The following is a 25,760-nucleotide window of genomic DNA, read 5'->3' as shown; positions in this document are numbered from 1 at the left end:
TATATACTCCTCCTTATCCTTTTCTAATCCAAACCATACTTCCGTCAGGGGGTTCTGCAGAAGGTTTTATCCTCATCTTTTTGGGAGCATTGTTCGTTCTCAACCATACTGATCTGATGTTGTAAGGCTCTACATAGCTAGAAACAATGTTGAAACCGTCATACTTATCTGAGACGCTAATATTTATCCAGTCAAAACCATCCCATCGATATTCAATTCCTGTTTCTTTTACAGTGACAGTCCAACCAATTTGAGGGGAAGGATAAGTGTTTAATAAATCCTGATAGGTGTACACAAACGGCAAGTAAATCTTTCTAGTGTTCTCAACTACATACTCATAATCTGAGGTTGCTTGTCTGCACCAATTTGTTATTTCAACACATCGCTTGGTGACACGTTCACATTCAGCAATACGTTCATTGATGCGAATAATGGCATCTTCCGCATCATCAATTAAACCTTGAAGTGTTTCAATCACCATATTTCCTTGCCGTTTAATCCATATTCTTGAGGCAGGGAAGAAGGATGCGCCTTCTCCTTGATATGTAAAAGTAAGTGATTTGCCTTCATTTGAACCATTGAAAAAGACAACTCCCATAAGGTAATCAACCTTAAAGTAGTTGTCTTCTAATTCACCATTTTCAATTTCTCGCCATTCTTTACTGTCACCACTAACCTCGACTCTGTACTCACGGTTAGGTACTTCTGTAAGTAAGACTCGACCATTGTAAACAGTTAAAGTTTCACTATAGCTTAAATAAGGGTCATCGATTGAACCCTTCCTTTTTTGAGAAAGGGTAGGGTCGTTATAGAGCTGAGGAAAATCCAAACTAAATTCACCGTCCTTTCTTTATGTGTAATTGATTTGAGCAATTCTTCCAAGTGCGCGACTCTCTCTTCTAAACTCTGCAGTCTTTTCTCTCTAAGCCTTTTTCCGTGTACTCCTAACAATTCCCATGATCACTATATATACAATCGCAATACCAACAGTTACACCCTCAATTTTTATAAAAAAACTATTCAAAATTATTAATAAAAACGCTAGTACTGACGCAAACCAGTGTATAGATTCATATTTTTTGTCACTCATTGCTGATCCCCTCACTCTTTCTGTTAAACACTTTATATACCAAAATCCATCATGACACAATTTCTACTATGGGTTCAAGTGGAAAAATGGTTTATAATTTACAAGGTATTTTTAAGTAAAAAAGGGGTATTATCGTATGAAAACGGACAAGTCTTTGCATAAAAGAAGAATTTTATTTAAAAGTCATCTGTTTAGTGGAAAAATAGGGGAGTAAAGACTGAGGTTATCGACGATTTCTTAATGATTGAAAAGGAATCTAATATATAAATAAAGTGGGCTTTAAAACAAAAAGACGTAACCAATAGCGCCTGTTTAGTTTACATGCCTATATGCTTCCCATATATACTTGATGTTTAATTTATTCCCTCTTTGATTGCTGTCTGAGCCTGTTATAAATCCAAATTCGTTCATACTTCCGTATGTAGAGTTTCCCCCAACCAGGTATATTCCCATTTCATTTACCTGATACGTATAACCTCCTGTCTCATCAATTAATAGCATGGAATCATTAGAAGACACTGGCCACACTTTCACATGTGTTGGAGTGAAAGGCAGCAATATTTGTTTACTAATTGTTCCATCGCCTACATACGTTCCTTTTGACATCTGAGGAACATCAGAGGATAGCGCATATTCTGAGTGTAGTTTACCCCCAAGAAACTCAGCGTTGCCATCTATGGAACCTATAATGATTCCTTGGTCATTACGTACAGGTATTGTATTAGGCGTGGATAGCGTTGAAGTCGTGTAACCATTTAATGAATCAGCCGATCCCGCAGAAGACACAATCCACTCTTCGCCATTAAAAAGCTCTTGTTTATTAGTCTTTGGATCGATCCAAATCGTTCCCGATTCTGGCGCAATAGGCTTTGTCTCTGTAGATATTGTATAAAGTCCGTTAACTTTTCCATCGAGACTTCCTTTCACTTCAACGGAATTAGAGGGGAGGTAAGGATTTTCGTTTGGATGAAGAGATTTTACAATGTCAGATCCAATAAACTGAGTTATCTCTATATCTGCATCAACTCTTCGATAGGCTTGAATACCAATTGTGTAGTACATATTGGAGGGGAGTCCTGTAAATGTAGTAGCTCGTTTGTCATACTTTACATTCTTCAGGTCTTCACTTGCCATTTTTGAGCCGAAAACGTACTCTTCATTTTTGCTGCTTCCATGCAGATATATTTCAAAACCATCAATATTGTATTGATCTTCGTCTGATTCAACATAGTCCCATTGGAAAGTTACATCAACAGAACCATCATCATTGGTCGTATGAGAAATGGCAGTTCCGTCCTTTGCAATAATAGGGGAGGCTGGTTTAACAGCAATCCTGTCATTACGTCGGTTGAAGTTTTCAGTAACCTCATCGTACTTGATTTTTCTTTTGTTTGTCTCCGTGCTAACTTTATTTGTTCGATAAACTGTTTTCAGCATGTTCTCAAAATCCGATGAAGCGCGTTTACCGTTTGAAACTGTAACGCTCAAGTTAGACTGTTCAAAATCAATCGAAATAGCTGTTATTGTTGCTTTTACATCGGTATAGAAGCTTTTCTGTTGTACCCTTACGATGTCGCCAAGAGAAAACCTGTCCCAGTTATGTTTTTCACTAATGCAATTGAAAAAGTTCACTAAACCTAATGTAAGATTAACAGCTGGTGCATTTCGGTTTTCAAGTTCTTCGTTTGCAGCGTCATATAATTCATTCTCATCAAAGATACTGTCATTAGACCATTCGGCTGTAATAATGTATTTTGAAAGTTCTTTCTGGAGTTCAGTGCTGAAGTTCTTTTCAAAAGACAGTTTATCTTTAAGGGCGGTAATCTGTGTTGAAATTTGTGTAATAGAAGCTTGTATTGCTTTAATTTCTTCTTTTTTTGATTCAACTTCTTTTGATTTAGCATCTCTTTGCTTTATTAGATCAGTAGTATCATCCCCGGCTTTACTTGCAACTGTAATCCTGTCCAATATCTTTTGGAAATCAAGCTGCAACGTATATAGGTCATTATTCGATGATGTTTCTTTTTCCTCGGCTTTCTTTTTCTCATCTAAAAGCTTGTAGAAAGAGCTGCCTTCTTTATTAACCAGGTCATTGTAATCTAAAATTGCATGACAAAGAGCATCAGACATGTAGTTGCTTCTTTGTATTACATTTCGCTCCTGATCACGCTGAAAATGGTAGAGGAAGTACGAAAAATCGTCTATGTATGATTGCCCTGTTGGGTTTACGGAGTTGATATTCAATCCATCTTTACCTGTAGCGTAAATCCTTGTAACAACATCATCCATATCCTCAATGTCATCCAAAGAAATCATATATTGGGCAGGGGTTATTTTGAGACCCTTATATTTAGACACATCAGATTCTTTGTAAAAATCAACTGTGCAGTCAATTGTATTAAAAACAGGAATCGCTTCGAATTTCTCACAAATCGAATACATAAAATCAAGCTTGTTTGAAGAAGAAATATCAAACTGTCTGTATTTTAAATTGAAGAGGGGATCAATGAAACCGATAGACCATTCAGTATTTTTTAGACAGTCGGTAGCTACCTCTTTAAGATTTTTCGAAGTTTCTTCATACTTAATGACCCCTTGCTTAGAAAGTACATATTGAAGTGATTTGCATTCAACCTGGATAGTGTCCATATCATTGCTGTATGATTTGGTTTTCTTGACTACTGTAAACCAGATTGTAAGTCCATAAAATTCTGATTTTATTAAGTACCAAGGCCTCAGTAAATCAACAATATGATTCCGTTTATTTACACCATCGTAAGTAGCAGTTAAAGGGATTGAGAATGTTAATTCGTGTACATTACTGCCATGATTGAGTGTTACCATAGGATTGATTACTTCATAAATATTTGCGATCTTTGTTTTATTTGGTTTAGCCAGGGAAAGACGAATATCTTTAATTTCCGTGTCTTTACGAATTGTAATCAAATGTCTAACCTCTCCTATAAATACTTGTATCTAAATGAAAATCTTAATTTGCATTTCCCTGTAACCTTTAACCTGTTCCTACCAAAGCCCAATCTCAAGTACTGGTCATTAAAATCGTCATAGCGCTCATTGCCATAAAGAGTAGACTCAATGATTTCTTTTTCGCCGTTTATTTTTAAGAGTTCCTTATCTTTTAAGTTGCTGAATATGAATGGTTCAGAGAAATCACTGAGATTTTCGATTTTTATGTCACCATCGCCAATTTTCAATATTTCTAAAGAGGGGAAGATGTTTACATCGCCTTTATTATGCAACTCAACAATTTCAGAGCCGGAGGATATATCAAATGCATGAGTGATTGAATTTCGGCTATAAGCGTAAGGGGAGTTGCATTTCATAGTTAACCGGACGTAGCCATTACGAGCGGCATTATGAACCAAATCAGATGTATCTACAGGCATTGCATAATAAACGATATCAAGGTTTTGGCTAAACGCAAAAGGCTTGTAATCCTCTACACTTAACCAACGTTTAATTGCTCGTACATTCTTTTCATCAAAGTGATCACCGAGGTAAAAATTCAATGGGAATTGCTTAGGTTCCTGTTTAACACCTTCAGTGTAGGGTTCAGGCCGACCCTTTACATAAGTTTCATTAACTGTTCTTGAGCCTAAAAACGGTTCTTCAACCAAGCCTGAATCAGTGTTAACATTTGTGACGCCATAGTCACTTGATTTTTCGTCATTAAATAAAAAATAGAGGCTTTCTCTAATCAATTTTTATCACCTCAAAAATAAGAAGAGCCAGCATATTTACTGGCTCATGAATTGTTGAAATTTATGCCCTTGTTTTTAAGACCATTTGCAAATTTATTGAATACAAAATCAGCTGTTTTCTGAGGATTTCCTGATTCATTAATGGTGAATTCAACTTTAAAATCATTGTTGTTTACAGTGCCATTTACTGACTTAGCTGCGTCTGGTGGGGAAGAGAGGTTTTGAATACTCGGGATCAAACTATTAGTAAGACTCGATTGATTAATATTCGGAATTATTGATGGGATAGTGGTGATTCCTTTGTTAATCAAAGCTGCTAATTTCCCACCTTGCCCCCATTTAGGTGTCTCTTCACTTGGAGTATTGTTCTCACGTACAGCTTTTACTGTATCCAAGATATTTGCAGTGTCGGTTTTATTAAGGATGAGCTCTTTATCGTGTAGGAAGGCGAGCTTACCTACGCCGAGTCCTGTTCCTGTATATCCACCCGATGCAAAAGAGGATACCTTTTTCCCAGTTTTATTACCCTTGGTCACAGTATTCAGAGCATTGGAGGCTTCTTTAAGCTTATCAATAAGGTTATTAGAGATGCTTTTCCCAATGGACTCCATATTGCTGTTAATGAACTTAGAGAATTCATTCAGTTGCTTGGCAATATCGGTAATTTTCCCATCCATCAGCTTCTTCTCAAGTTCCTTAAATCCACGCTCATCATTAACGAGATCATCATATTTCTTGTTAATTGAATCTTCATCTTTTTGAAGCTGATCTTGTAACGATTCTTTTCGCTTACTGTTTTCACGATCTTTAAGAAACTCATCTAATGCTTCTTGCTGTTCTTGAAGTTGCTTTTCTAAGTCTTTAACCTGTGATTTTGCTTCATCTGAGTCATCAAGGGATAGCTTGTTTAGCTTATCTTTGGTTTCCTGAATAGCCTGATTCTTTTCTTTGAGCTCTTTTTGGTATTTAGCTTCATCATCAGTTTTATCAATCTCATCAATCAAGTCTTGCGTAGCTTTTTGGTGCGCTTTTAATTCAATATCACGCATCTTTTCGTACATCTCTTTGTAGATAGAGACAACTTCATCAGCAAGAGATTTGTACACATCTTTGATTGATTTCTTTGTGTTGTAAAGCTCCAGGTTGTAATCCTTCTGCTTATCTTTCCAATTTTCAATCTCCTCTGTGATTTGTTTCTGAATATCTGGGAACCCTTTAGCAGCTTTCTTTTGTGCTTCCAACTGTTTGATATACTTCTTCGCTTCATTCTGTTGCTGCTGAATAAGCTTAATCTGTTGGCTATAATATTTAACCTTGTCTTTATCTTCCTCGGTCATGGATATTTTGTTGCTAACATCTTTAAGCTTGGATTCAGTTTTCTTAGTTGATTTCTCTATACCGTTAAGCGTTTCATCAACTTTAGATTGGATGAGCTGTCCCTGAAGTTCTCTTACTTCTTCTTGGAAATTGATGAGATCAATCTTAGCTTGTTTTAATTCCTCAGCAAGCTGTGCTCTTTGAGCAGAATTCAGAGTTTTGTTTGTTTTGATTTCTTTTTCAATGAAAGAAACCTTCTGACTCTGAATCTTTTGCTGTTCAGTTAAAGCTTTTTTCTGATCATTTGTATACTTACGGAACTCTTTACTGTCGCTCAGATAATGACTTGCGAGTGCTTTGTCTTTAGCGATTCTTACATCAAAATCACCAATACGCTTGTCATATTCATCAAGCTTCGACTGAACGATTTCATATCTGAGTTCCTGTATCTGATCGTTTACTGAATTAATATCACCTTGGAGGGAGAGAAGATCGGATTTGGCTTGTGCTATTGCTTGTTGTCGTTCTGCTTCGGCTTGGGATGCATCTGAAATTGATGTACCTACACCTTTTAAATACTTCTCGGGGTCAATGGTCTTTCCGTTTTCCTCAATTTGAAGATGAAGGTGATTTCCAGTTGAATTACCCGTACTGCCAACTTTACCGATGGTCTGGCCAGCTTTAACAGTTTGACCGGCTTTAACAGAAGGGGTATCAAGCATATGCATATACTTAGCAACTTTTCCATCATCCTGTTGAATGACAACCCAGTTACCGGCAGTTTTACTATAACCAGCAATTTGAACTTTTCCACTTTGAACCGATTTAATTGCTGTTCCAGCTTTTGCTGCGAAGTCGATACCTTTATGTGGAGTTGATCGGTAAGCGCCATCTTGTGCACCATACTTAGAACTTATTCTAAACGCACTGTTCTTCGTGTAGTAGCTTGCAATGGAGGAATTAGCAGAAGTCATTGACTTGGTGTAATTTGACATGATCTTCTGAACATAATTCTGTGTTTCTTTGAAGGGAGGGACTCCGCCATATTTAATTACATTACCAGGCCCTGCGTTATAAGCAGCGAGTGCTTTCTCAACATTGCCACCAAATTTGCTTAGTTGTTGGGCTAAATATTTTGTGCCGCCCATAATGCTCTGATAAGGGTCATAAACATTGTTTACGCCTAAGCTTTTAGCAGTGGAAGGCATCAACTGCATTAATCCGGCTGCGCCTGCTCCAGAACGAGCTCTTGCATTGAATCCTGATTCTTGTTGGATTACAGCTGCAATTAGAGCTGGATCAACACCATATTTGCTTGCGGCAGAATTAATGTAGCTGGAGTATTTACCGGAGTAAGACCCACCACCAGAAGAATAAGAACCACCGGAAGATGAACCAGAGGAAAGGGAAGAGGTAACAATACCGTATTGGGCAATGTTCCCTGACTTAATTTGATCCTTGAGGAGTTTGGCTTGCTCCTGCATAAGCTTTTTCTTTTGTTGAAGAGCTTTAATTTCTTTTTGCAGGGCATTTCGATAACTTTGAGAATACTTTGGATAGTCGTTTACTTGCTTATTGTACTTTTCGACTTCAGCATTAACTTTCTCCAGAGCTTCCTTGTATTTATCAGCCACATACATGGACGTTTTGGTTTCTTCGTTTGCTTTCTCTTGCTCGTCTGTCCATTTTTCAAGGGAAGTGCCTGATTCTATTAACGCTTGTTTATTAGTTTTCTGGGTAGATGTAGCTTCTTCTGATGCTGAGATATAAGCCTGGATAGCCGACCTTACACTATCCATCTGGGATCTTTCACTATCCGAGTATCCACCAGGCTGTAACATTTGTGTTTCGATCTTATGTAATTCTTTCTTCGCATCAGCTACACTATTAATTGATTTAACTTCAAGTTGAGACAGTTCAGCTTCAGATATGTCGAGCTTACGCTCTCTTCGGAGCTTTCTGAGGCTGTCAATCCTTAATGTATCAGCATTTAAGGCTTTAATAGCGTTGTTGACTTCGGTTTTCATTAGCTGGTTGCTATATTGAACCATGTCATTATATGCATCGAGCTTAACTTTTCGCTGACGAATTACTTCATCTCGGTTAACCTTTATAACACCATTTTCATAACTTATTGCTTTGGCTAATTCTTTATCTTTTTGGATTAGAGCATTAGCTTCATTAGCAGAAATGCTCTTCCCTTCAGCCATCTTTTCTAAAAGTTCATTTAAAGGAGCAACTTGTTCTTTGGTGTTATTAAAAATATCCCCGTTAAGAATGCCTTGAACAGAGTCAAATTGCATTGATTCTGACATGCCTTTGATTACATCTTTAATCTGACTGATATCATTTGCGTCAAGTGCTTCTTTGAGCTTTTGACCAAAATCTTCAGCTTGGTTTCCTGCCTCAGCAAGAGTTTCCCCTAAATCACCAACTTCAGATTTAACAGAAGAAATGGCCTTATCTCCATCTTTAATGTTCTTTTGTGCCTTATCAAAACTTAACTTAAAGACATCAATAGAAGAACCGGATTTCGAATAGGTCTCCAAAAGGGCTTGTAGATCTTTTTTTGCGCTATCAAATGCTTTTTCATCGTTTGAATTCAACGCTGTTTGCATTTTCTCTTGGAGTTTACCCAGTGCAGAAGAGAATTTATCAAGATCATCAGGATTCAAATCATCTTTTAGAGTGAGTTTGCCAACAATATCATTGATACTGGTTTTTAAAGTGTTGCTGATATCTATAGAACTGTATGCTTGGGCGATTGAGAGAACACTGTCTCTAACCTTTGCATTCCCACTTGCTATATCGGACTGCGCTTTAAGCATTCTTTGTTTCGCTTTATCAGCTGCAATTTTATAATCGTCATCATCAGCAAGGAAGTCCCATTTTGGTCTACCTTTATCATTATAATCAGCGATTTGTTTGTACTGCTTCAGTTCATCCTTAGACTTTTTGATTTCTTTAGCAGCGTCTTCGAATGTTTTCTTAGAACTATCTTTAGTTTCCGTCTTTTTAAGTTCAAGATATTCTTTAGTATTTGCAATAGCCTCTTCTAAAGCTTTGTTACTTTTTAAAATTGCATTTCCTTGAGAGTCATAACCTTGAATTAAAGCGGGGAATGTCTGAGCCAATTGCTGAGTAACTTGAAGATATTCTTGCTCTTCATCTGATGAAAGGGTTCTTGAATCTTTTGCTTTTTGAAGCTCTTTATATTGTTTTATTAGTTTGTCTGTGGAGTCTTTGTTGGTTGTAATTGCTTCGACATTGGTCTGTTGACTCTGTTCAAAATCATCTTTAGCTTTTTTTGCATCTGCGAAAGATGAAACTATGCTTTCTAAAGCAAAGCCCAGTGCAACAAATGCAACACCAACCACTGAGGAAACCAGAAGCCCTCTAAGAGCAGTTTTCAAAACCCTTGATGCAACAGCAGCGCGGGTCATACCTGCTTCTAATCCAATGCTAGCTAATGCTTCTTGTCTCATTGCTTTTGAGCCAAATATAAGAGTAGTAGCTAAAGTTCGAGTGTTTTTACTGAGTAACAATGTAGCGGTGCTAATCGTTACAAAAAGAGGGGGGAGGAAACCAACAGTGTTAATTATTCCAGTAGATGCTTTTAACAAAGAACCCAGAGCTTGAGTAAACTCAATCAATCCATCACTAATAAAGGCATCCGATGAAGCTATAGCCAATTCGGTGAAATTGTTTTGAAGTTTATTTAATCTTGCTTGTAAGCTATCTGCGTATTTCTGTTGTTCGCTCCAAGCGCTACCTGCAGAATTAGAAGCAGTTGTTGCGGCATTTTGGGCGATAGAGAAATTGTTCATTAAGGCATTAAATCGAGACAATTGATGGATATTTGCAACGCCAATAGAAGTGTTTTGTCTTTGAGCATCAGTTAATGTGTTCCATTTGGCTGCTACCTCATTAATCAACTCACTCGCAGATTTTGCTTCTCCACCTGCAGTCTTTACAGAAATTCCGATTTCATCCAACGCTTTGATTGCGCTTCGGTTGTTTCCTATCCGGGCAAAAATAGTTTTAAGTGAGTTACCAACAACGTTTCCTGATTCACGAGTGGTACTTGCAATTGCTGTAGTATAACCAATCAGATCGTTTAATTCAACGCCAAAAGTCGAAGCGGTGCTTCCTGCTTTTCGAATAGAATTGGCCAAATCAAGAGTAGTTACTGCGTAATTGTTATCCACTTCATTTAGCTTGTCTGCAATTGAAATTGTATCATTGGCTGCAATATTGAAGTTTAACATTGCGGCAGTTAAAGTGTTAACTGTGTCATCAGGAGTTAAGTCAGAGACGTTTTGTAGAACCTGGGCGGTTTTTGTTAGAGTGGACAATTCACTTTCATCGAAGCCCATACGCCCGAAATCACCGGTCATTTGGAGAATGTCAGTGATTTTGTTTGAAAGTGTGTCACCTAAATCGATTGACTCTTGAAGAAGTTCATTGTACTTGTAATCAGGCTCATTCATCACACGTCTGATGTTTGTCATTAGAGTATCAATTTCAACAGCCTGAGATACCATTTCCTTGAGTCCAGATATAGCGCCGTAGAACAAAGAACCAGAGATTAAATATGTAGACATACTTTTGAAAGCTTGCGTTAGCTCCGCACCAAAAGACGAGGCTTGACTAGCTGCTGCTTGCGCATTTGAAGCCAATTCCCTGTATTGCATGTTCAAGCTTTGCATTTGAGCTCTAATATTGCTTCCGCCGGCACTTACATTAAGGCTATTAACTGCATTGAGGTATTCTTGGATAGCTTGTCTATTTCCAGCGCCCATCGTATCGCCATAACGCGTATTAAGGTTTTGTGCGTTTACCTGCGCTTGGCGTTGATAAAGCTCAATAGTTTTTCGGAGTTCATTATTTTTAGCCACAGCAGCAGACTTATCATCGAGCATTTTAATTCTGTTTTGTAATGCTTCAATTTGTTGAGCGGTTTGAGCAGTGTTTAATTTCCGCCCAAGGGAAGAGAGGGTGGTGTCAGTTACAATTCCTTGCTGTCTAAGTTTTTCTAAATCTATCTTTAGTTGTTCAATTGCTTTTCGTTGCTGATCGTAATTCGTTGTAACTTTTGATGACGTAGCATTTGTCTTTGGATCAGTCGTATATGTTATATCATCGAAGCCATTGCGGTTCTTTTGAGTAACCCTCGTGGTTTGTCCTTGAGAATTCTTCTGTTCTGTTCTTTTCTGTACCTGACCTAGTTTTTCAGTCGCTTGAGCAAGCCTGTTAACTTCTTGCGTTTGTTCACGTAATGATTGATTGCGATTGTCTATGGTCTTTGTTTCACGCTGAATGATTTCGCCATTTTTCTTATACTGCTGCGTTAGTTTTTCAACAGTGCCATCAGCATTTCTGGTAATCGTTGTAGTTTCTTTAACTGTTTGATTGAAGGATTTGAGATGTTTTTGGTAAGTGTCAACTGCAGAGGAGAATTCGTTAAGAGTCTTTAAAGCAGAGGCATCAATATTGGTCTTTAAATTAAGGGAATTAAGCTTTTTCTCTAAAGATTTAATTTGCTGATTTAACTGTTCGACAGTCTTTGAGGAGGTATCAGCTTTTGGGGTCAGTATTATTTTTAAATCTTGACTCAAAAATAAGTCACATCCTTTCAAGTGGGGCTAATCAGAGCAAATAAAAAAGCCACTCAAATTATTGAGCGACTGTACTTGTTTTCTTAATAATTACATCCATAACACTTTGCCAATATTCGGCGCTTTTCAAAGCCTGTTGAATTATATTTCCGTCTTTTTTATAACCTTGAGGTTCATATCCATCATCCTCACGAGAAGGAAGGAAGTGGATATAGTGCATAGGATTTTTAAGGTTTTCGACTGTAATTTTAAGCGTAATTGACTTCACCATTTCTGTTTGAGTAGAGGAGGCTGACAAACCGCCAATTGCTGCACCGATTCCACCACCTAATAATCCTCCAGCAATAATCCCTGATTTGGCAACCTTCGAAATCACCTGATCATCCAGTGAGATTTCAGATTGAATAATTTGGTCAAAGGGGATAACATACTCGTTTATTTCTTCGCCATTAAGCTGATATACCTTAAGGATAGCTTTATCTTCATTGTAAGCAATTTTGGTTTTATAAGTGCTAAAGAAATTATCAGGATTAAATTCGCTATCGTAGACCTTTAGCATTTCAGCATTTTTTTTAATCTTATCTGCAAGCGCTGCGGATTTTATCCTGTACGGTTCAGTAGCTAATATAAGTAAGCCTAGGATTGTCAAGCAAACTCCCAGAGGTTTCCAACCATCCATTAAACAGAAGAAAAGGCTGAATAAAAAATAGCCGCCATAAGCCATAATCTTATAACCCATCCAACCACCACCAGTATTATTTTCCTACATTATATCATGGTTTCCAAAAGGTTAGAACCAGCAAAGGGGAGGGTCACTTTCCTTTTTCGGACTTAATCTGCTCAAGTAATTCTTTAAAGTATGTAGCAGTAATAACAATGTCCCTATCTTTTCGTACAAGGAAAAGTAGGAGAAGGCAAATGGATGTTGCGATTAGAATATACCAAAGCAAATTAAACCTAAATAAAATTCTGAGAGATAGTAAGCATGTTCCTATGAGCACACTTCCAACTGTCCACATTTTTGTATGATCGAAGGACGCTTCAATTCGAGTCATACGGGAAATAGCTAAAGTTAAATCTGATGGATTAAGTGATTTTAGGATTTGAAATTTGCGTTTTTGTTCTGAGTAAGCTTCGCCTGAGTGGGGGAATTCTTTTTGTATGTATTTGATCAGGTCGCGACTATCCATCTGTACTAAATTGTGCTTAAGTATTGTCTTATTCATGTTTTTCACCTCTCCATATTATCGTCAAATATGGAAATATGTTTAAGGTTTTATCCATAAGCAAAACCCCTCAATCGAAGGATTTTGATTCTGCATAAAAGAGGGATTTCATTTACACTTCAAATTTTGCTTTCTTGTCTTGAATAGCATCTTTGTTTACTTCTAGATAGTGATTCTTTGTTACGTCAGTGCCTTTATGGTTCAATAATTGAGACACGTCCTCTAGACTCATGCCACTGTGATAAAGAAGGTTACTACCACTGTGCCTTAAATCATGACAGTGTAATTCAGGAATCTCAATTATTTCTCCGATTCTCTTTATCCAATACCCTTGCAGAGTTCCAGTTTCAGCTTTCTTCCATGTGCCTCCGTACTTTGTTATGAAAAGGTATTCGCATTCAATTCCGTTTTCGGATCTGTACTCCAGCCATTCCTTAACAAGATCAATAGCTCTTTGAGAAGGGAAGAGGGTGACTTTGTATCCTTCTTTTTCAATGACATCTTCCACCCGAAGTCTTTCAAAGTCAATTTGTTCAACTTTAACGTTGCTTATAGCATTAGCTCTGGCCATCGTGGAGAGACCGAATTCAAAGAAGAGCTCTAACTGAATATTTTCCTTCTTTTTAAGTCCTTTTCTGATTTCTTCGACTTGATCTTTTGTTAGGAAGGTCTGTTTAATTTGAAGTTTTTCACCAGTTCCAGCCTTAGGCCTGTCTAAGAAGTCAACGGGATTCTCTTTGATCTTACGTTTTTTCCTTAAAAATAAAAAGAATGAGCTAATACTACTCATTCGTCTCTGAATTCTTCGCTCATTATTGCCTAGAACACTGGTACAGAATGCAACAAAATCTTCAATTAAATCAACCATATCATCAGGATCTTCTTTAATAATATCCACAATGTGTTGATTGTTGTAATTCTCTAAAATGTATACCAGCCATTGATTGAAATCTGATTGATATCCCACTTTACTGGATTCCGAAAGGTTCATGTTTTTAAAGACAAAATACTTTCGGATTAATTCCGCATTTTTGGGGTTAATTTTGTTGACCTTTTCTTTTGTTGCATATGCTATCTTTTTTCTGGCCATTAATACACCACCGTTATTCTGTTTTAATACCACTTGTATTTAAATCTTTTTTCATAGCAGCAACTAATCGTCCATCTTTTAACGATTCAGCGGTATTCTTCATAAATGGGCGAGGTTTTCCATAACCATAATCGTATTTATCTGGATACGTATACCCTTGACCAGTCTCAACAACCGTGGCAACATCCTTATCGTTGTCTTCACGGGTATTGTCTAATGAAACTCCGTTAGATTCGTTTTGAATGACAAAGGAGTCCTTCAAAAGAGACGTACGCTCATATTCAAGGGGATCGTAGGCGTCATATACATCAGATTGCACATGCTCTTGACCCGTTTTAATCATCGTATTTTTTGTGCTGGATTGTTTTTGAACGGCTTGCTTTGCGGCAAATTCAATTAGTGCTGCTATTTCTTTTATGTTCTTGGCCATTTTCAGCCTCTTGTTCATTTTCAATCTCTTCGACCTTATTAAGGATGAGATCATTTATTTCTTCAGGAGATATGTTTGAAAGTTTGTCTAAATTCTCTTGCATCATCTTTGTTGCTTCTCCAAATTTCTTCATGCTTTCTTCAGGGAAGCTACTAATAATCAATGGGAAAAATTCAGAGTCCACAAGCTTAACAAACCACTTAACTTTGTTTTTGATATCACTTGGAATACCCAAGTCTGTAAATTCTTTAATTAGTGAAAAGAATCCCCATTGAACAGGATTTATGCTTTTAAAGTCAATGTTTTTTTCTTGAGCATTTTGTGGATCCGTAATTAATTCAGTAAGCATTTTGGTTAAGCGGGTAGGGGAGAAGTACGGGTAAATAAAAACATGAACGTCATCAGTTAGTTGCACTCGTTCTTTCTTGTCATATTTGCTTACACTTTCTTCGATCAACCCAAGATTTAATTTTTTCGATGCCATTTCAATTCCTCCTTATATATCCTCTGCACACATTAAAAAAGACACCTCAAAAGGGGAGAGGTGTCTAAATAAAACTTGTATTTTATTTATAATCTTCTTTTAGAACTTTCTCTGTATAAGCTGGGTTATTTGTAAATAGTCCATCCACTTTCAACTTAAGCATTTTGGATGTGAGTGCTCTTTCTTTATCAGCGTTAAAAAACACATGTACTTTCATATTGTTTTTGTGGACTAAATCAACAAAACCTTTACCAACAAATTTTGCATTAGGGCCAACAACATTAGAATATTTTTTTATTTCGTTTAGCTTTGATTTGCTCATCGGCTTAATGTCTTCATCTTTCAAAAGTTGAACAAGAGGAACATCACTGTTTAGCTTATGTAACTTCTTTAGACTTTTGTCACTAAATGACTCTAAAACAACTTTGTTATTAGCGATTAGTTTATTTTTAGAAAGTATGTCAATTAACTTTTTCTCCATTACTAATTCGCCTTTGTTGTTTGTTCTAGTCTCGATGTAGTAGTTTGTAGTTTGTCCAAACTTTTTAATGATTTCTTCAATCGCTAAGATCTTTTGTCCTTTTCCAGTACGCAGCTTTTTAATCTGATCTAATGTAAGATCTTCAACTTCCCCTTTACCGTTTGTGGTTCGATCAACAGTCTTGTCATGGTTTGCGACTAGGTGACCGTCTTTGGTTTGTCGTAAATCAATTTCAATGTAGTCTGCTTTGTCTTTTATTGCTCGTTCATAGGAGAGTAGGGTGTGTTCTGGCTCAATTTCCGAGGCGCCTCTGTGTGCAATCATTAGCGGCTCGTATTTTTTACTGCTTCCTTTCCCATAGCCTAAAGCTGATGAATCAACTTCGTTAAATGAACATCCTCCTAGTATGACTAAAGCAATAGTTAATGTTATCAATTTTATTTTTTTCATGATCTAAAATTATCATAATTAGGTAGTTGGTTCAATATATTTCTTTCCAACAATTTCTTCGTACTGTTCTGGTGTAATTTTTCCTTTTACTACAGCTTGCGCTACTCGATATTCATCCCACACGCCATTACCGTCGTTGTAATAATCTTTTATAAGTTCATACCAATTCATTTAAAGTACACCATCCATCATTAGTTGATATGTTAAGTCACTTAATTGTTTTTTAACCTTTTCAGCTTCCGATGGCTCGGGGTCAAGTGGTTTTAAGCTGTCAATGTATTCTTTCGATGCTGACTCAATCCATTTTTTTGTTTTAGGATTGAATTTGGGAATATAAAGACCATCGGATGGAGCTATTATAGTGCAATTATCAGGAATTGGACTATCGTCTTCAAGCACAACAGGGGATTCATAAATATAATTTTCGTCATATTTGTATACTTGCATCATAATATTCTCCCTACACGGCCTTAAAACTAAAGCCGAAACTAATGTAATCATTGGGTTTGGAGGTATTTGTACAACTTTCTATAATAACTCTTCCTTCAGTATCAACAAGCGTTCTGTGAGTCTGAGGTATTCCTGACATTCCTGCTTGGGAAGCTACACCAACCCATTGAAACGCTCTTCCAGGCCTGTATCCTTCAGGCAAAGTGAATGCTGCCACTCCAAAACCAATCGTTCCTTTTGCTATAGCTCCCTCTACAAAAACAGCCCCCGTTGCATCCTTTGTATACCGAGTTTTAAACACTGTTTGGTCTGTTGAGTTAACATCTGTGTAATTAACCCATCCATTCTGTAAAGTAGGAGTGTACCATGTTATTGAGGAAAGCTTGGTATCAGTATAGGTTTTAGCTGAGTTGAGTGCAGCAGTAGCTCGGGTCTGTGCTCCGTCGGTCGTTTCATGTGTTTGCCACGTAGTCCAAGTTAAATCGCTTTTCCTAAATCGGAAATAAGTATGTGTTCCGTAATATGCTTCTAAAGCAAATTGGGCTACTGTATCACCATAATTCATGACAACTAAATAGACATTGGACAAGTTAGCAGGGGAGTGAAGACCCTGGTTGGCGATTAAATAAAACCCGGTGGTAATCAAATCGTTGTATTCGGTTTTTTCGGAACTGTCTTTGTAGATTACCTTCCCATCATCGGCGGTGAGTTTGAAGAGTTGAGCAGCGTTCCATTTATCCCGATCAGATTTGTCGATATGGACATTAGTGTCATTCAGATGATTATCAAAGTCACTTTTAGTAGCTTGTTTTACATTGTCTACATTCTCAAGTCCAACCTGTTCAGCAGTAACCTTGTGAGGGTTTGATTGATCGTTGGTATGTTCAGCTAAAATAGACTTTGACCTTTCATCAGAACTGTTCCAATAACTGCGCTCATCCTTTGTGATATGTCTTTCCAAGTCTGCATCGTGAGCGTCAAAATCAGTTTTTGCTGCTTGCTGAATGTTATCAACTTTAGACAAACCAACCTGGCTTTTTGTAACTGCATGAGGATTTTCCTTATCGTCAAGGTGACTATCAAAATCTACTTTTGAAGCTTGCTCTTCATTTATTACATTTGATAATCCGACTTGTTCTTTAGTCACATGATGTGGATTCTCACTGTTTTGAATATGCATTTTTAAATCAAAATTCTGCTTTTCCATAAACTCATCAACTTTTTCATTCAAGCGTTTTTCATGATCAGACATATGAGATTCAGTTCTGAAAAATTGATCTTTAAGATTATTAATTTGCTCATTGTTTTGTTTGAGCTGACCTACAAATTTACTACTACTCATTAACTCACCGCAATTCCTTTAATCGTTACATCTCCATTTACGGAAACAACCTCAACCATGAATTTGAAAAGCCCTGCAATATCAAAATCCCAGTTTTCATTTGTATTCAATGTGCCCGTACCTAATTGAAAATCAGTTTTGTTTGTTCCAGCAATTTCTGTCTTTTCACCATTTTCATCTACGGCAAAGAATTTTATTTCTCTTGAAGTTGAGGAACCAGAGATCTTAACAGTAATATCCCGATAATGTGATACTACAAATTCTTCACCTTCAGACGGGGCAGTTGTTGCTTCGTGGAATGTAAAGGTTGCTTTATCTGGAATGGTTTTTAAAATATTTTCATCGGTTTCTGTCAACAACTCCACCTCCTAAGTCTGTTTAAAAACTGACTTTTATTTAAAAAGGAGAGGGGAAGGATCCCCTCAATTTATTTAGCTTCAAATACTCTTACGTCTCTGTCAGTACCGTCATTGATCACATAGACATAAAGTGTTTTACCAGCGGCGACAGGCACCGAGAAAGGTTTGTCTCCGGTTGTCAATGGGATACCTGTATCAGCAGTCACAGTGGAGTTTCCAATGTAAATCGTGCCTTCTGCAGGAGGATAAATGGTAAGTGCTGTTCTGTCAGTGATACCTGCTGTAACTTTTTGAGCTGTTGAAGTAACAGTGAATTTATCCGTTTTAAAAGAGGAGAAACCGGGATCTCTTTCATTCAAGGTCACGGAAGGGGATTGTACTTGGATGCCTTTGATAGCATCTAAACCAGCTTGAGGGAAGTCAACTTGTAGAGGCTTTTCTTGTGATTTGAGATGAATGTCAGTTACTAAGCCACCGTTTCCATCATCTCTAGCTGAAGATTTTACACCATCGAAATCATTAAGTTTTGCTGCCATTAAAAATCACTCCTGTAAAATTAATTGCCAACGTCTACGGATTTAGTTTGAGTTTCTGTGTCAGGGTTAGGGTCAGGATCTGGAGTGGCTACATTATCATCTCTGCTCGCTTCAATAACAACAGCCATTTCGTCTGTGTCAGTGTCGGCCAGTGCTTCAAATTTAATTTCTGGAGCTAATGCATTACCGTTTTCGAGAGACATTTCAAACTCACCTGAAGGGGATACGTTAGGGAATTGAATATAGATATCGCTATAGACCTCTTCGGTATCAGGGTTATACGCAATTGTACGGTACTCAACTTCATATCGCTCGGAGAATTTACTTGCTTTAATAGCGAGCCGTCTGCCGATTTTGTTAATCTGATATACGGCTGTTAATTTCTCTTTTGTACTAGCAAATCCAGTAGGGATTAAATACGTGCCATCTGTAGACACAGGCGTCTTATAAGTTAATCCTTTTTTGTTGAAGAAGGTTACATCACTTACCGGTTTACCTTTAAGAGTAACCGCATTTTTATCATCAACAATTAGACCATGTTCACGGTCAAAAACCTGAACTTTTGCTTCTTCCTCAATTGTTTCACCTTGTGTCATTGCCAACCATTCAAGGTCGAAAAATGCATTCTTGACAGTAAGATTGATTTCTTTTTCAGACTTCAAGATATAAAGTGGTTTATTCCCGATACCGCCGCGAAGTTTGTCTTCGGAGATGGCTTGGGAGAATGAAGCTGTTTGTGCTTCTGCTGTAAATACAAGCTGACCATCAGATTTTCTTCTGAAATAAACATCAGCTGTATCTTGAATAACTGTTTTCATCTATAGATTTCCTCCTTAAAATAAAAAAAGGAACAGCTTTTAGCTGCCCTTAGAAAAACCTTTGGTCTCTTTCATAAACTTATCTCGGCTTATGTAATGTTTCTCTTCCTCAAATAAGTCAATGTGTTTATCCCAGTTCACAATGTTTTTACCTGCTTCTGGTGAAACTGTAGCAAAGAGGGTAGAAGTGTCATATTGCTTGAATTGAGCAATCCGGTGATAAGTCATATAAAGTTGAAACAGTGTCATATCATTAATGTCTTTATAAAGATAGCCTGTATAAGTTGACACTGTGCTAATGATATCTGCCATATCAACTGAATCAACATCTTGACTCTTGACTCTTTTGCTTCGCTCATTAGCTTTTTGAATCTCAGGATTGGAGCTTATTTTTTCTTCCTTCAAACAACACATTTTTAATACAAGTTCTCTAATGGAATCGAAGTTGTCTGGAGTAAGCTTATCCAGTATTTCTTCTCCATTGAACATTTTAGAAAACACTGTGCTATAGGCTTCTTGAAAATTAGGAAGGGTACCCGAAATTTCATAAAGAGTCATTTTTTTTAATTCAGCAATAAGCTCATCAAGTTCCCCAAAACGATTAACATCTTCTTTGCTATAAACATAAATGATCTCTTTTTTGGACATTTTGATTAGCCTTAAATAATTGGCTAACTGACCGTACTCTTTAACTTTAATGAATCTGCATTCACCAAGTTCTGTAGAGATAGGCTCTCCAGTAATGAAAAACTCCATATCAATCATTTCATAGCTCCGAAAGTGAATATTAATTTGTATCCCAAGTACCCTTCAGGCGCATTTGATATGAGCAACCTTGTGTATTTAACATTTTTACCGATACCAGAAAAATTTTGATTGAAGAGCATGTCACAAATACGATCAGTAATTTTCAGGTTCCTGAATTCAGTCTCTTCATAGGTGTTAATGTGTGTATAAACATCAATCATCAAATCTTGATCTAGTAGCATCACACTTTGGGTTGAGGGTTTAGGGATTCCATTGCCAAGATAAACACAAAGCCTGCAAATTGGTTGATCGGTTAAATCATCAGTTTTGGGAGCACGTTTAATTATGGAGCTTAATATCGATGGGGAATCATCAACTGGATCATAATAATTTTCCAACGTCTGAACGTCAGGGAGAGAAGAGGAGAGAGGGTCATCTTTATAATATAAAAGACGATTCAATTCAGTATCATTCATAATGGTTCTGAATACAGTTGTCATATGTTCGACCATCATACTCATTCACTATCACCTCCAACTTTCTTTTTGGCTATAAGTCTAATTGTCCCGGTGTCTCCATAGACCTTGGAATAGTCTATATCATCAACACGGAATTCCTCGCCATAAAAAGAAAGAAAAAGACCCTTCCTTAATTTTTCATGTTTTAAAAAGGGGATGGTGACATGTGCTTGTCCTTCGGGAATGTTTATGGCCAATTCGGATCCAATTATTGAGGTTGTGCGCTCAAAGACACAAGGAACTTCAAGCTTTTCACCAGGAACTGTAATCATAATTGGTTTTCCTGTAATTTCATTAATCTTTCCAGATGGAATCTTACGATCAGATGATGTTAGTGAAATAGATGAGTTACATAATTTAGCCTTGGCTATGGGATAAAGTCTGTTTGTATCAAACTCTGTAATAAGAAAAGGGGAATCGTTTATCTCCGCAATAGCTCCCTTATGGGATTCATAATCAGGTCGAAACAGTAATGTTTTATCTTCGGAGGTTTTCCCCTGATTTATTATTACATCGGTTAATTCACCGTTGATCGGAATGCTCTCAGAGAAGAGTGAAGAATCAAAAGACTTATTTATTGTGTCTTTCGTGTTATTAATTATAACTTCATCAGGAGTAGAGCCGTATGCAAGTAACCTCTTTTTATATGTTTCAAAAGAGTTCAATGTTCCATTCTCCCCATTATTTTTTCAATGGTTGCAAGAACTTTAAACACTTCTTTTCTAACGACATGAAAACTGTAGTCATGTGATGAAATATTCAATCGAATGGACTCTAGAGTTGCAAGTATCACAACATAATCAGAGCAATCATGTGCAGATTTAATAGTATCCTGAGCTCCATATAATTCGAAGATTAGTGAACTGACATAATTATCAATACCATAATTACTTTCTTCTAGGAGGGGAATGATTTTAAAGATGCGTGACTTTAAAAAGTTGAAGTATGCTAACTGAGTTTTTGAATCTGTTATCATCTTCATGATCTAAAGCCTCTCATACTTATATTTGAGTATGTATATTGCACCATTAAATCTTCAGCTTCTTTTTTGATTAAATTACGTAGCTCTCTAATCTCCTTAATATGGTTCGCTTGCGAATACAATTTGAAGTCCTTAGAGCTCAGAGTTTGATGTAAAAGATCAGCAGTAACTATTTTGGGAGTGAGATATTCTACAACCATAAAGCAGGCCAGAATTTCTTTTTCTTCATCAGATAGATCTTCGTTGAATTGTTTGAGTTCTTGATCCCTGTCAGTTAAGTCCTTTTTACACCTTCTAAATTTAATAGATGACGACCTTAATAAAGGCTCTAAGGTATCAGCCAAATCTTGGTTGGAAATATTTAAAAATGAGTAATCAGTTAACTTAGGAAGGAAAAACCCGTAGATTTCTTCAAAAGGAGTAGGCAAATTTTACGCCTCCTAATCTGCTAATGAAAGAATGTCCAAATGGAGCTCTTTTTCCAATAGCTTAAGAAGCTGAAGATTATTAAATTCTCCACTTTCAACACCTTTTCTAGCTTTGTCAGCAATCAATTCCTTCATTCCTCTAGGTAATTTAGGTAAGATATCTTTGGCATCTGTGGCTGAAAGATTGAAGAATTCTTCAACTTCATCAATAGGAATAATGTGTTGATAAACCTTGCTTAAACCTAAGTATTGAACAACTTCCTCATCATCGATAAAAATCCAAGGCTCAGTTAGAAACTTAGGCTGAGACGATTTCATTGTTAACAATTCAGATACCTCTATGTATTCTTCATCCCCATACGCACTCCATACAGTTTCTAGCCCAGTTTTTTTTGAGATGTATTTCAAACTTCCACTCGTTACATTGAAACATGACACCAACTGATTACGGTTTATTTGTTTCTTTTTCTTAACTGTTTTCTTTTTTGGTGCTTCTTTTTCAGTAACCACTTCATTAGATTCAATTACAGTTTCTTTTGTTGCCATTTAAAACTCTCCTTTTTCATCAAAAATATATGAGGGCTATTTAGCCCTCATATTATGCAAATTGATACATACCGTACATTACGTTAAATACTGTGTCCACTCCGTATTGAGTAATGAATTTGTACTCCATAGACATATCTTGGTTGGTTGTACCATCGGATACTTCTTTAATAAAAGGAGTCCCTTCTTTGACAACCTTAATAGGTTTGGCGTTGGCTGGTAGAACCATCAAACGATCATTTGCAATTTGGAATTCAAAAGTGTTTGGTTTGTGGCTTTGAGGGATAGGAAGGAGGGAGTATCCGTTCCAAACGGAGAGAACACCGTTTTTGTTAATTTGATCTTTCATATTTTCACTCATGAGAGTAGTAGCACCGGATAGTTTAGACAATGCTGTGCGTGTTCCAGCAATAATGATTTGAGATCCTTGGTTTGCTGCTTGAACATGCTCTGCCTGCTCAATTAGTGTTGCGTCATTATAGGTGCCAGTCTGTTTGAACTCAGCAGGTAAGTATGCCATAGAAGCCATGAATTCAGTATAGATACGTGAATTCAACTCCTGAGTGAATGCTTCACTTACTTTTTTGATGAAAGCGTCCCAATCAATGCGACCGGCTAAGAACCGTTTGAAGTCAGTGTAAATTGCAATAGCATACGGCTCAGTTTGTACAGTAAAGGTATCCCCAATATTCAATTTTTGCCGTCTGATGCTCCAATGGTTACCTGAATGGCGCGCTGCTACCAGCATTGTTCTATCTTCAACATAAAATTCATTGGTGTCACCAAGGGCTAAATCACGGTAATCCACGAATTGTTCGAAGAAAGGGCTGGCAATCATACCATCGGTAATTGTTTGATCAAGTACCTCTTCAATAATTTCGAAGATATCATTCTTATAGCGTCTAAATTGACTAAAGTTTGGTTTGTCAGTACCGATAATCTCTACAAATGCTTTACGGATAACATCATTTGCCTGATTATTTGAGTAATCCGTAACTCTGTTTTTATATAAATCAATACCCAATTTCACAAGATCTTGTTTCATTAATTAACCTCCAAGTTATGATTATTAGTTTTGTTCTACTCTGATAACTACTAAATCAAGCATTCCGCCCACATAACCAGGTTTCCCGGTTACTGTTTGAGTGCCAATCTTTTCGATGGCTTCGATTCGCCCTACAAATCTTTGATCGGCTACATCTGCCTCTGCAATCTCTTTATATTTGAAAGAATTAGCTTGTAAGGTGACCTTATTTCCAATTACAACTTGTTCACCAAGAGCATCAATTAGGTCTGGTGAAACAGAAAAGATGTCGCCTTCAACAAGGTCGTATACTCTAAAAATTTGACCGGCGTCAATTTTGAAATACTTTAAATTGTTTTGTGATCTGCGAGTCTGGTCATACATAATCTCATCTTGTGCTACAATAGCAGCTTTTTCTTTGGCTGGATCTGTAGCTCTTTTAAATAGGCGCAACTCTCGTTCACCTTCATACGGAACTCCAACCACACCAACATTACCATTTTCAACATTAAGTTTTGCTTTTACCGAATGAATATGGGCACCGCCGTATACGGCAGCCAAATTATCTAAACGAACAACTCCTGACATTTAAATGCCTCCTCCAAATGTTATTTAGTTTGAAAACTTTTCGAACAACCCGCCATAAACCAGTTGTGTATCATCATTTTCTTTATTAAAAGGTATTTTCACAGTTGTATCTTTTTCTTTTTTCGAAGATGAAAAATTTGCTTTCTTTTTTCCTAAAAGAGTGAAGAGTTTCTCTTCAATCTGTTGAATAGATAAACCTTCAGAAATCGCTTTAACTGAATTGATATCATCTTCAGATAGTTCAAGATTGAACTTTTCATAAAGCTCTTTTTCTTTTTCCTTACGTTGTGAAGAAAGAGTGTCAGCTTTAAATTGTTTGAGCGCCTCATTTTCTTCTTTAACCGACGCGTAAGCATGTTCAACCTCTTTTTCCTTTGCTTCAAGTTCATCTTTTAGTTTTTCAACAGGCACCACAGAAAATTTTGATTCATTGCCTTCGATAAAATCTACAATTTCAAACTTCTTTCGGTGTTTTGTTGAAAAATCAATTGTCACCTTGTCTTCTGAAATGGAGAATTTGAAGCCATACAGTAATCCGTCTTCTTTGTTATCAAATGCAAAAACTTCATCGTCTTTTTGATCTGCGTAGTAATAGCGAATTCGCTCTTCAGATTCACCCCAACTATAAGTTTTCACAAACTTTTCTTCACTAAGGGCACGTTTTAATTCAGCTTCTAACTGATTAGCTGACAAGGAAAAGCTACTGTCAACTTTGTATGCTGTTTTGAGTTTTTGATTTAACTCTTCATATGAAAGTGCTTCATAATTGATTCCGTTTGCGGCTAACTCTTCTTTAGTAACAGAGAATTGTTTTAAAAGTTCTGTTTTATCCAAAGTCTTTATACCTCCTTTATCAGTGTTGATGGATTTAAACAGTTCCATTTGTTCTTGAATACCTTTGAACATTTTGTCTTCTGAGAATTGAGTTTCGATAGTTGCAGACTGCATAGCAGGGAGGACATCAGTTCCTAATGCACAAGCACCAAAAAAGCTAAATTTAGTGAAATGGAACACTTCATCAATCCATTCCCCTTCGAAATCATCATGGAGTTCCATGGACTGTGACTTCACGCTGTTTCTGTTGAATATTTCGATTGGATCGTCCCATTTTTGCCATATAAGTCCTTCGCAAGTAAGGAATTCTCTTTCTATTCCGTCATCACAAACTCGTTTTTCAAACTTTGCATTGTTCGACTCAGGAATGAGCCCGATAGCTTGTCCGATATACTTAACTTTAAAGTGGCCATCCTCTTTAATTAAAACCATGCGGTGGTCTGAAAAATCAATATTCCCATCAGAGTTCTCTTCTATGTAGGATAAAATAGGAGTATTAGCAAGAGAGGGGATAGCAGCTTGAACTGCTTCTTTATTAAAATAGCTTCCATTTAGGTTTTCCCCTAAATGCATCAGCCAAATTTTCACCTTTAAGAATCGCGTGTCTTCTGTTTCAAATGAATCCAAGCTCTGAAAGAGAAGAGGCACATAATTATCTACCGTTTTGTCCAAATTTTCAC

25 protein-coding genes are annotated in these 25,760 nt (G+C 36.9%); all 25 read right to left on the bottom strand.

Annotation, left to right across the window (positions count from 1 at the left end):
- Positions 1-13 precede the first annotated feature (13 nt).
- The 25 genes from RUW00_RS05365 to RUW00_RS05245 all read right to left on the bottom strand — a co-directional run bounded on the left by RUW00_RS05365 (position 14) and on the right by RUW00_RS05245 (position 25,752).
- Positions 14-829, bottom strand: coding sequence for a hypothetical protein (locus RUW00_RS05365; protein ID WP_315956533.1), 816 nt, complete (start codon positions 827-829; stop codon positions 14-16).
- Between the two features lie 573 nt (positions 830-1,402).
- Positions 1,403-4,036, bottom strand: a complete 2,634-nt coding sequence (locus RUW00_RS05360) for a DUF7359 domain-containing protein (RefSeq protein WP_315956532.1) — start codon at positions 4,034-4,036, stop codon at positions 1,403-1,405.
- 14 nt (positions 4,037-4,050) lie between these two features.
- On the bottom strand, positions 4,051-4,812 hold the full coding sequence (locus tag RUW00_RS05355) for a phage tail domain-containing protein (RefSeq protein ID WP_315956531.1): 762 nt from the start codon (positions 4,810-4,812) through the stop codon (positions 4,051-4,053).
- A 44-nt stretch (positions 4,813-4,856) separates the two neighbouring features.
- On the bottom strand, positions 4,857-11,747 hold the full coding sequence (locus tag RUW00_RS05350; RefSeq protein WP_315956530.1) for a phage tail tape measure protein: 6,891 nt from the start codon (positions 11,745-11,747) through the stop codon (positions 4,857-4,859).
- Positions 11,748-11,805: 58 nt separating this feature from the next.
- Positions 11,806-12,486, bottom strand: coding sequence for an immunity protein (locus RUW00_RS05345; protein WP_315956529.1), 681 nt, complete (start codon positions 12,484-12,486; stop codon positions 11,806-11,808).
- A gap of 73 nt (positions 12,487-12,559) precedes the next feature.
- Entirely contained in the window at positions 12,560-12,973 is a 414-nt protein-coding gene (locus RUW00_RS05340; RefSeq protein ID WP_041481759.1) for a hypothetical protein, read from the bottom strand.
- Positions 12,974-13,085: 112 nt separating this feature from the next.
- A complete protein-coding gene (locus RUW00_RS05335; protein ID WP_315956528.1) occupies positions 13,086-14,063 on the bottom strand; it encodes a tyrosine-type recombinase/integrase in 978 nt (325 codons plus the stop codon).
- Positions 14,064-14,076: 13 nt separating this feature from the next.
- Complete coding sequence (locus tag RUW00_RS05330; RefSeq protein WP_315956527.1) at positions 14,077-14,493, bottom strand: hypothetical protein; 417 nt, start codon at positions 14,491-14,493, stop codon at positions 14,077-14,079.
- Positions 14,456-14,977, bottom strand: a complete 522-nt coding sequence (locus tag RUW00_RS05325) for a hypothetical protein (RefSeq protein WP_315956526.1) — start codon at positions 14,975-14,977, stop codon at positions 14,456-14,458. The genes RUW00_RS05330 and RUW00_RS05325 overlap by 38 nt, the downstream gene beginning before the upstream one ends.
- A gap of 82 nt (positions 14,978-15,059) precedes the next feature.
- Complete coding sequence (locus RUW00_RS05320) at positions 15,060-15,908, bottom strand: glycerophosphodiester phosphodiesterase family protein (RefSeq protein ID WP_021493613.1); 849 nt, start codon at positions 15,906-15,908, stop codon at positions 15,060-15,062.
- A gap of 18 nt (positions 15,909-15,926) precedes the next feature.
- A complete protein-coding gene (locus RUW00_RS05315) occupies positions 15,927-16,079 on the bottom strand; it encodes an XkdX family protein (protein ID WP_014470095.1) in 153 nt (50 codons plus the stop codon).
- Positions 16,080-16,355: a hypothetical protein gene (locus RUW00_RS05310; protein ID WP_021493612.1), complete on the bottom strand. Its 276-nt coding sequence runs from the start codon at positions 16,353-16,355 to the stop codon at positions 16,080-16,082. It lies immediately after the preceding gene.
- A 13-nt stretch (positions 16,356-16,368) separates the two neighbouring features.
- Positions 16,369-17,700, bottom strand: coding sequence for a pyocin knob domain-containing protein (locus RUW00_RS05305; RefSeq protein WP_062623493.1), 1,332 nt, complete (start codon positions 17,698-17,700; stop codon positions 16,369-16,371).
- On the bottom strand, positions 17,700-18,056 hold the full coding sequence (locus RUW00_RS05300; protein ID WP_062623492.1) for a hypothetical protein: 357 nt from the start codon (positions 18,054-18,056) through the stop codon (positions 17,700-17,702). Before RUW00_RS05300 ends, RUW00_RS05305 begins: the two co-directional genes overlap by 1 nt.
- A 71-nt stretch (positions 18,057-18,127) precedes the next feature.
- Positions 18,128-18,595 carry a hypothetical protein gene (locus RUW00_RS05295; RefSeq protein ID WP_315956523.1) on the bottom strand — a complete coding sequence of 156 codons (468 nt, stop codon included), beginning with the start codon at positions 18,593-18,595 and terminating at the stop codon, positions 18,128-18,130.
- Between the two features lie 20 nt (positions 18,596-18,615).
- Entirely contained in the window at positions 18,616-19,413 is a 798-nt protein-coding gene (locus RUW00_RS05290; RefSeq protein ID WP_315956522.1) for a hypothetical protein, read from the bottom strand.
- 39 nt (positions 19,414-19,452) lie between these two features.
- A complete protein-coding gene (locus RUW00_RS05285) occupies positions 19,453-20,178 on the bottom strand; it encodes a hypothetical protein (RefSeq protein ID WP_169539230.1) in 726 nt (241 codons plus the stop codon).
- Entirely contained in the window at positions 20,175-20,681 is a 507-nt protein-coding gene (locus tag RUW00_RS05280; protein ID WP_315956520.1) for a hypothetical protein, read from the bottom strand. The genes RUW00_RS05285 and RUW00_RS05280 overlap by 4 nt, the downstream gene beginning before the upstream one ends.
- A complete protein-coding gene (locus tag RUW00_RS05275) occupies positions 20,678-21,343 on the bottom strand; it encodes a hypothetical protein (RefSeq protein WP_014417870.1) in 666 nt (221 codons plus the stop codon). The genes RUW00_RS05280 and RUW00_RS05275 overlap by 4 nt, the downstream gene beginning before the upstream one ends.
- Positions 21,340-21,660, bottom strand: coding sequence for a hypothetical protein (locus tag RUW00_RS05270; protein WP_041481761.1), 321 nt, complete (start codon positions 21,658-21,660; stop codon positions 21,340-21,342). The genes RUW00_RS05275 and RUW00_RS05270 overlap by 4 nt, the downstream gene beginning before the upstream one ends.
- Positions 21,657-22,088, bottom strand: coding sequence for a hypothetical protein (locus tag RUW00_RS05265; RefSeq protein WP_315956519.1), 432 nt, complete (start codon positions 22,086-22,088; stop codon positions 21,657-21,659). The genes RUW00_RS05270 and RUW00_RS05265 overlap by 4 nt, the downstream gene beginning before the upstream one ends.
- A gap of 12 nt (positions 22,089-22,100) precedes the next feature.
- A complete protein-coding gene (locus RUW00_RS05260; RefSeq protein ID WP_197200340.1) occupies positions 22,101-22,634 on the bottom strand; it encodes a hypothetical protein in 534 nt (177 codons plus the stop codon).
- Positions 22,635-22,686: 52 nt separating this feature from the next.
- A complete protein-coding gene (locus RUW00_RS05255) occupies positions 22,687-23,679 on the bottom strand; it encodes a hypothetical protein (RefSeq protein ID WP_014417872.1) in 993 nt (330 codons plus the stop codon).
- 24 nt (positions 23,680-23,703) lie between these two features.
- Positions 23,704-24,246 carry a hypothetical protein gene (locus RUW00_RS05250; RefSeq protein ID WP_014417873.1) on the bottom strand — a complete coding sequence of 181 codons (543 nt, stop codon included), beginning with the start codon at positions 24,244-24,246 and terminating at the stop codon, positions 23,704-23,706.
- Between the two features lie 24 nt (positions 24,247-24,270).
- Positions 24,271-25,752, bottom strand: coding sequence for a hypothetical protein (locus RUW00_RS05245; protein WP_315956518.1), 1,482 nt, complete (start codon positions 25,750-25,752; stop codon positions 24,271-24,273).
- Between the last annotated feature and the right edge of the window lie 8 nt (positions 25,753-25,760).

Origin of the sequence: Bacillus sp. IS1 (genome assembly GCF_032461585.1) — a bacterium.
Lineage (GTDB): Bacteria > Bacillota > Bacilli > Bacillales > Bacillaceae > Bacillus > Bacillus velezensis.
Note: the sequence above shows the minus strand (reverse complement) of the source record. Positions and strands in the feature narration are given on the sequence as shown.

Coding starts and splice junctions, on each gene's coding strand:
- RUW00_RS05340 (WP_041481759.1), bottom strand. CDS start 12,973: ATGAATAAGACAATACTTAAGCACAATTTAGTACAGATGGATAGTCGC.
- RUW00_RS05270 (WP_041481761.1), bottom strand. CDS start 21,660: ATGAAGATGATAACAGATTCAAAAACTCAGTTAGCATACTTCAACTTT.
- RUW00_RS05295 (WP_315956523.1), bottom strand. CDS start 18,595: ATGGCAGCAAAACTTAATGATTTCGATGGTGTAAAATCTTCAGCTAGA.
- RUW00_RS05310 (WP_021493612.1), bottom strand. CDS start 16,355: ATGCAAGTATACAAATATGACGAAAATTATATTTATGAATCCCCTGTT.
- RUW00_RS05345 (WP_315956529.1), bottom strand. CDS start 12,486: ATGGGTTATAAGATTATGGCTTATGGCGGCTATTTTTTATTCAGCCTT.
- RUW00_RS05305 (WP_062623493.1), bottom strand. CDS start 17,700: ATGAGTAGTAGTAAATTTGTAGGTCAGCTCAAACAAAACAATGAGCAA.
- RUW00_RS05280 (WP_315956520.1), bottom strand. CDS start 20,681: ATGAGTATGATGGTCGAACATATGACAACTGTATTCAGAACCATTATG.
- RUW00_RS05255 (WP_014417872.1), bottom strand. CDS start 23,679: ATGAAACAAGATCTTGTGAAATTGGGTATTGATTTATATAAAAACAGA.
- RUW00_RS05325 (WP_315956526.1), bottom strand. CDS start 14,977: ATGGCATCGAAAAAATTAAATCTTGGGTTGATCGAAGAAAGTGTAAGC.
- RUW00_RS05335 (WP_315956528.1), bottom strand. CDS start 14,063: ATGGCCAGAAAAAAGATAGCATATGCAACAAAAGAAAAGGTCAACAAA.
- RUW00_RS05315 (WP_014470095.1), bottom strand. CDS start 16,079: ATGAATTGGTATGAACTTATAAAAGATTATTACAACGACGGTAATGGC.
- RUW00_RS05290 (WP_315956522.1), bottom strand. CDS start 19,413: ATGAAAACAGTTATTCAAGATACAGCTGATGTTTATTTCAGAAGAAAA.
- RUW00_RS05320 (WP_021493613.1), bottom strand. CDS start 15,908: ATGAAAAAAATAAAATTGATAACATTAACTATTGCTTTAGTCATACTA.
- RUW00_RS05250 (WP_014417873.1), bottom strand. CDS start 24,246: ATGTCAGGAGTTGTTCGTTTAGATAATTTGGCTGCCGTATACGGCGGT.
- RUW00_RS05285 (WP_169539230.1), bottom strand. CDS start 20,178: ATGATTGATATGGAGTTTTTCATTACTGGAGAGCCTATCTCTACAGAA.
- RUW00_RS05260 (WP_197200340.1), bottom strand. CDS start 22,634: ATGGCAACAAAAGAAACTGTAATTGAATCTAATGAAGTGGTTACTGAA.
- RUW00_RS05330 (WP_315956527.1), bottom strand. CDS start 14,493: ATGGCCAAGAACATAAAAGAAATAGCAGCACTAATTGAATTTGCCGCA.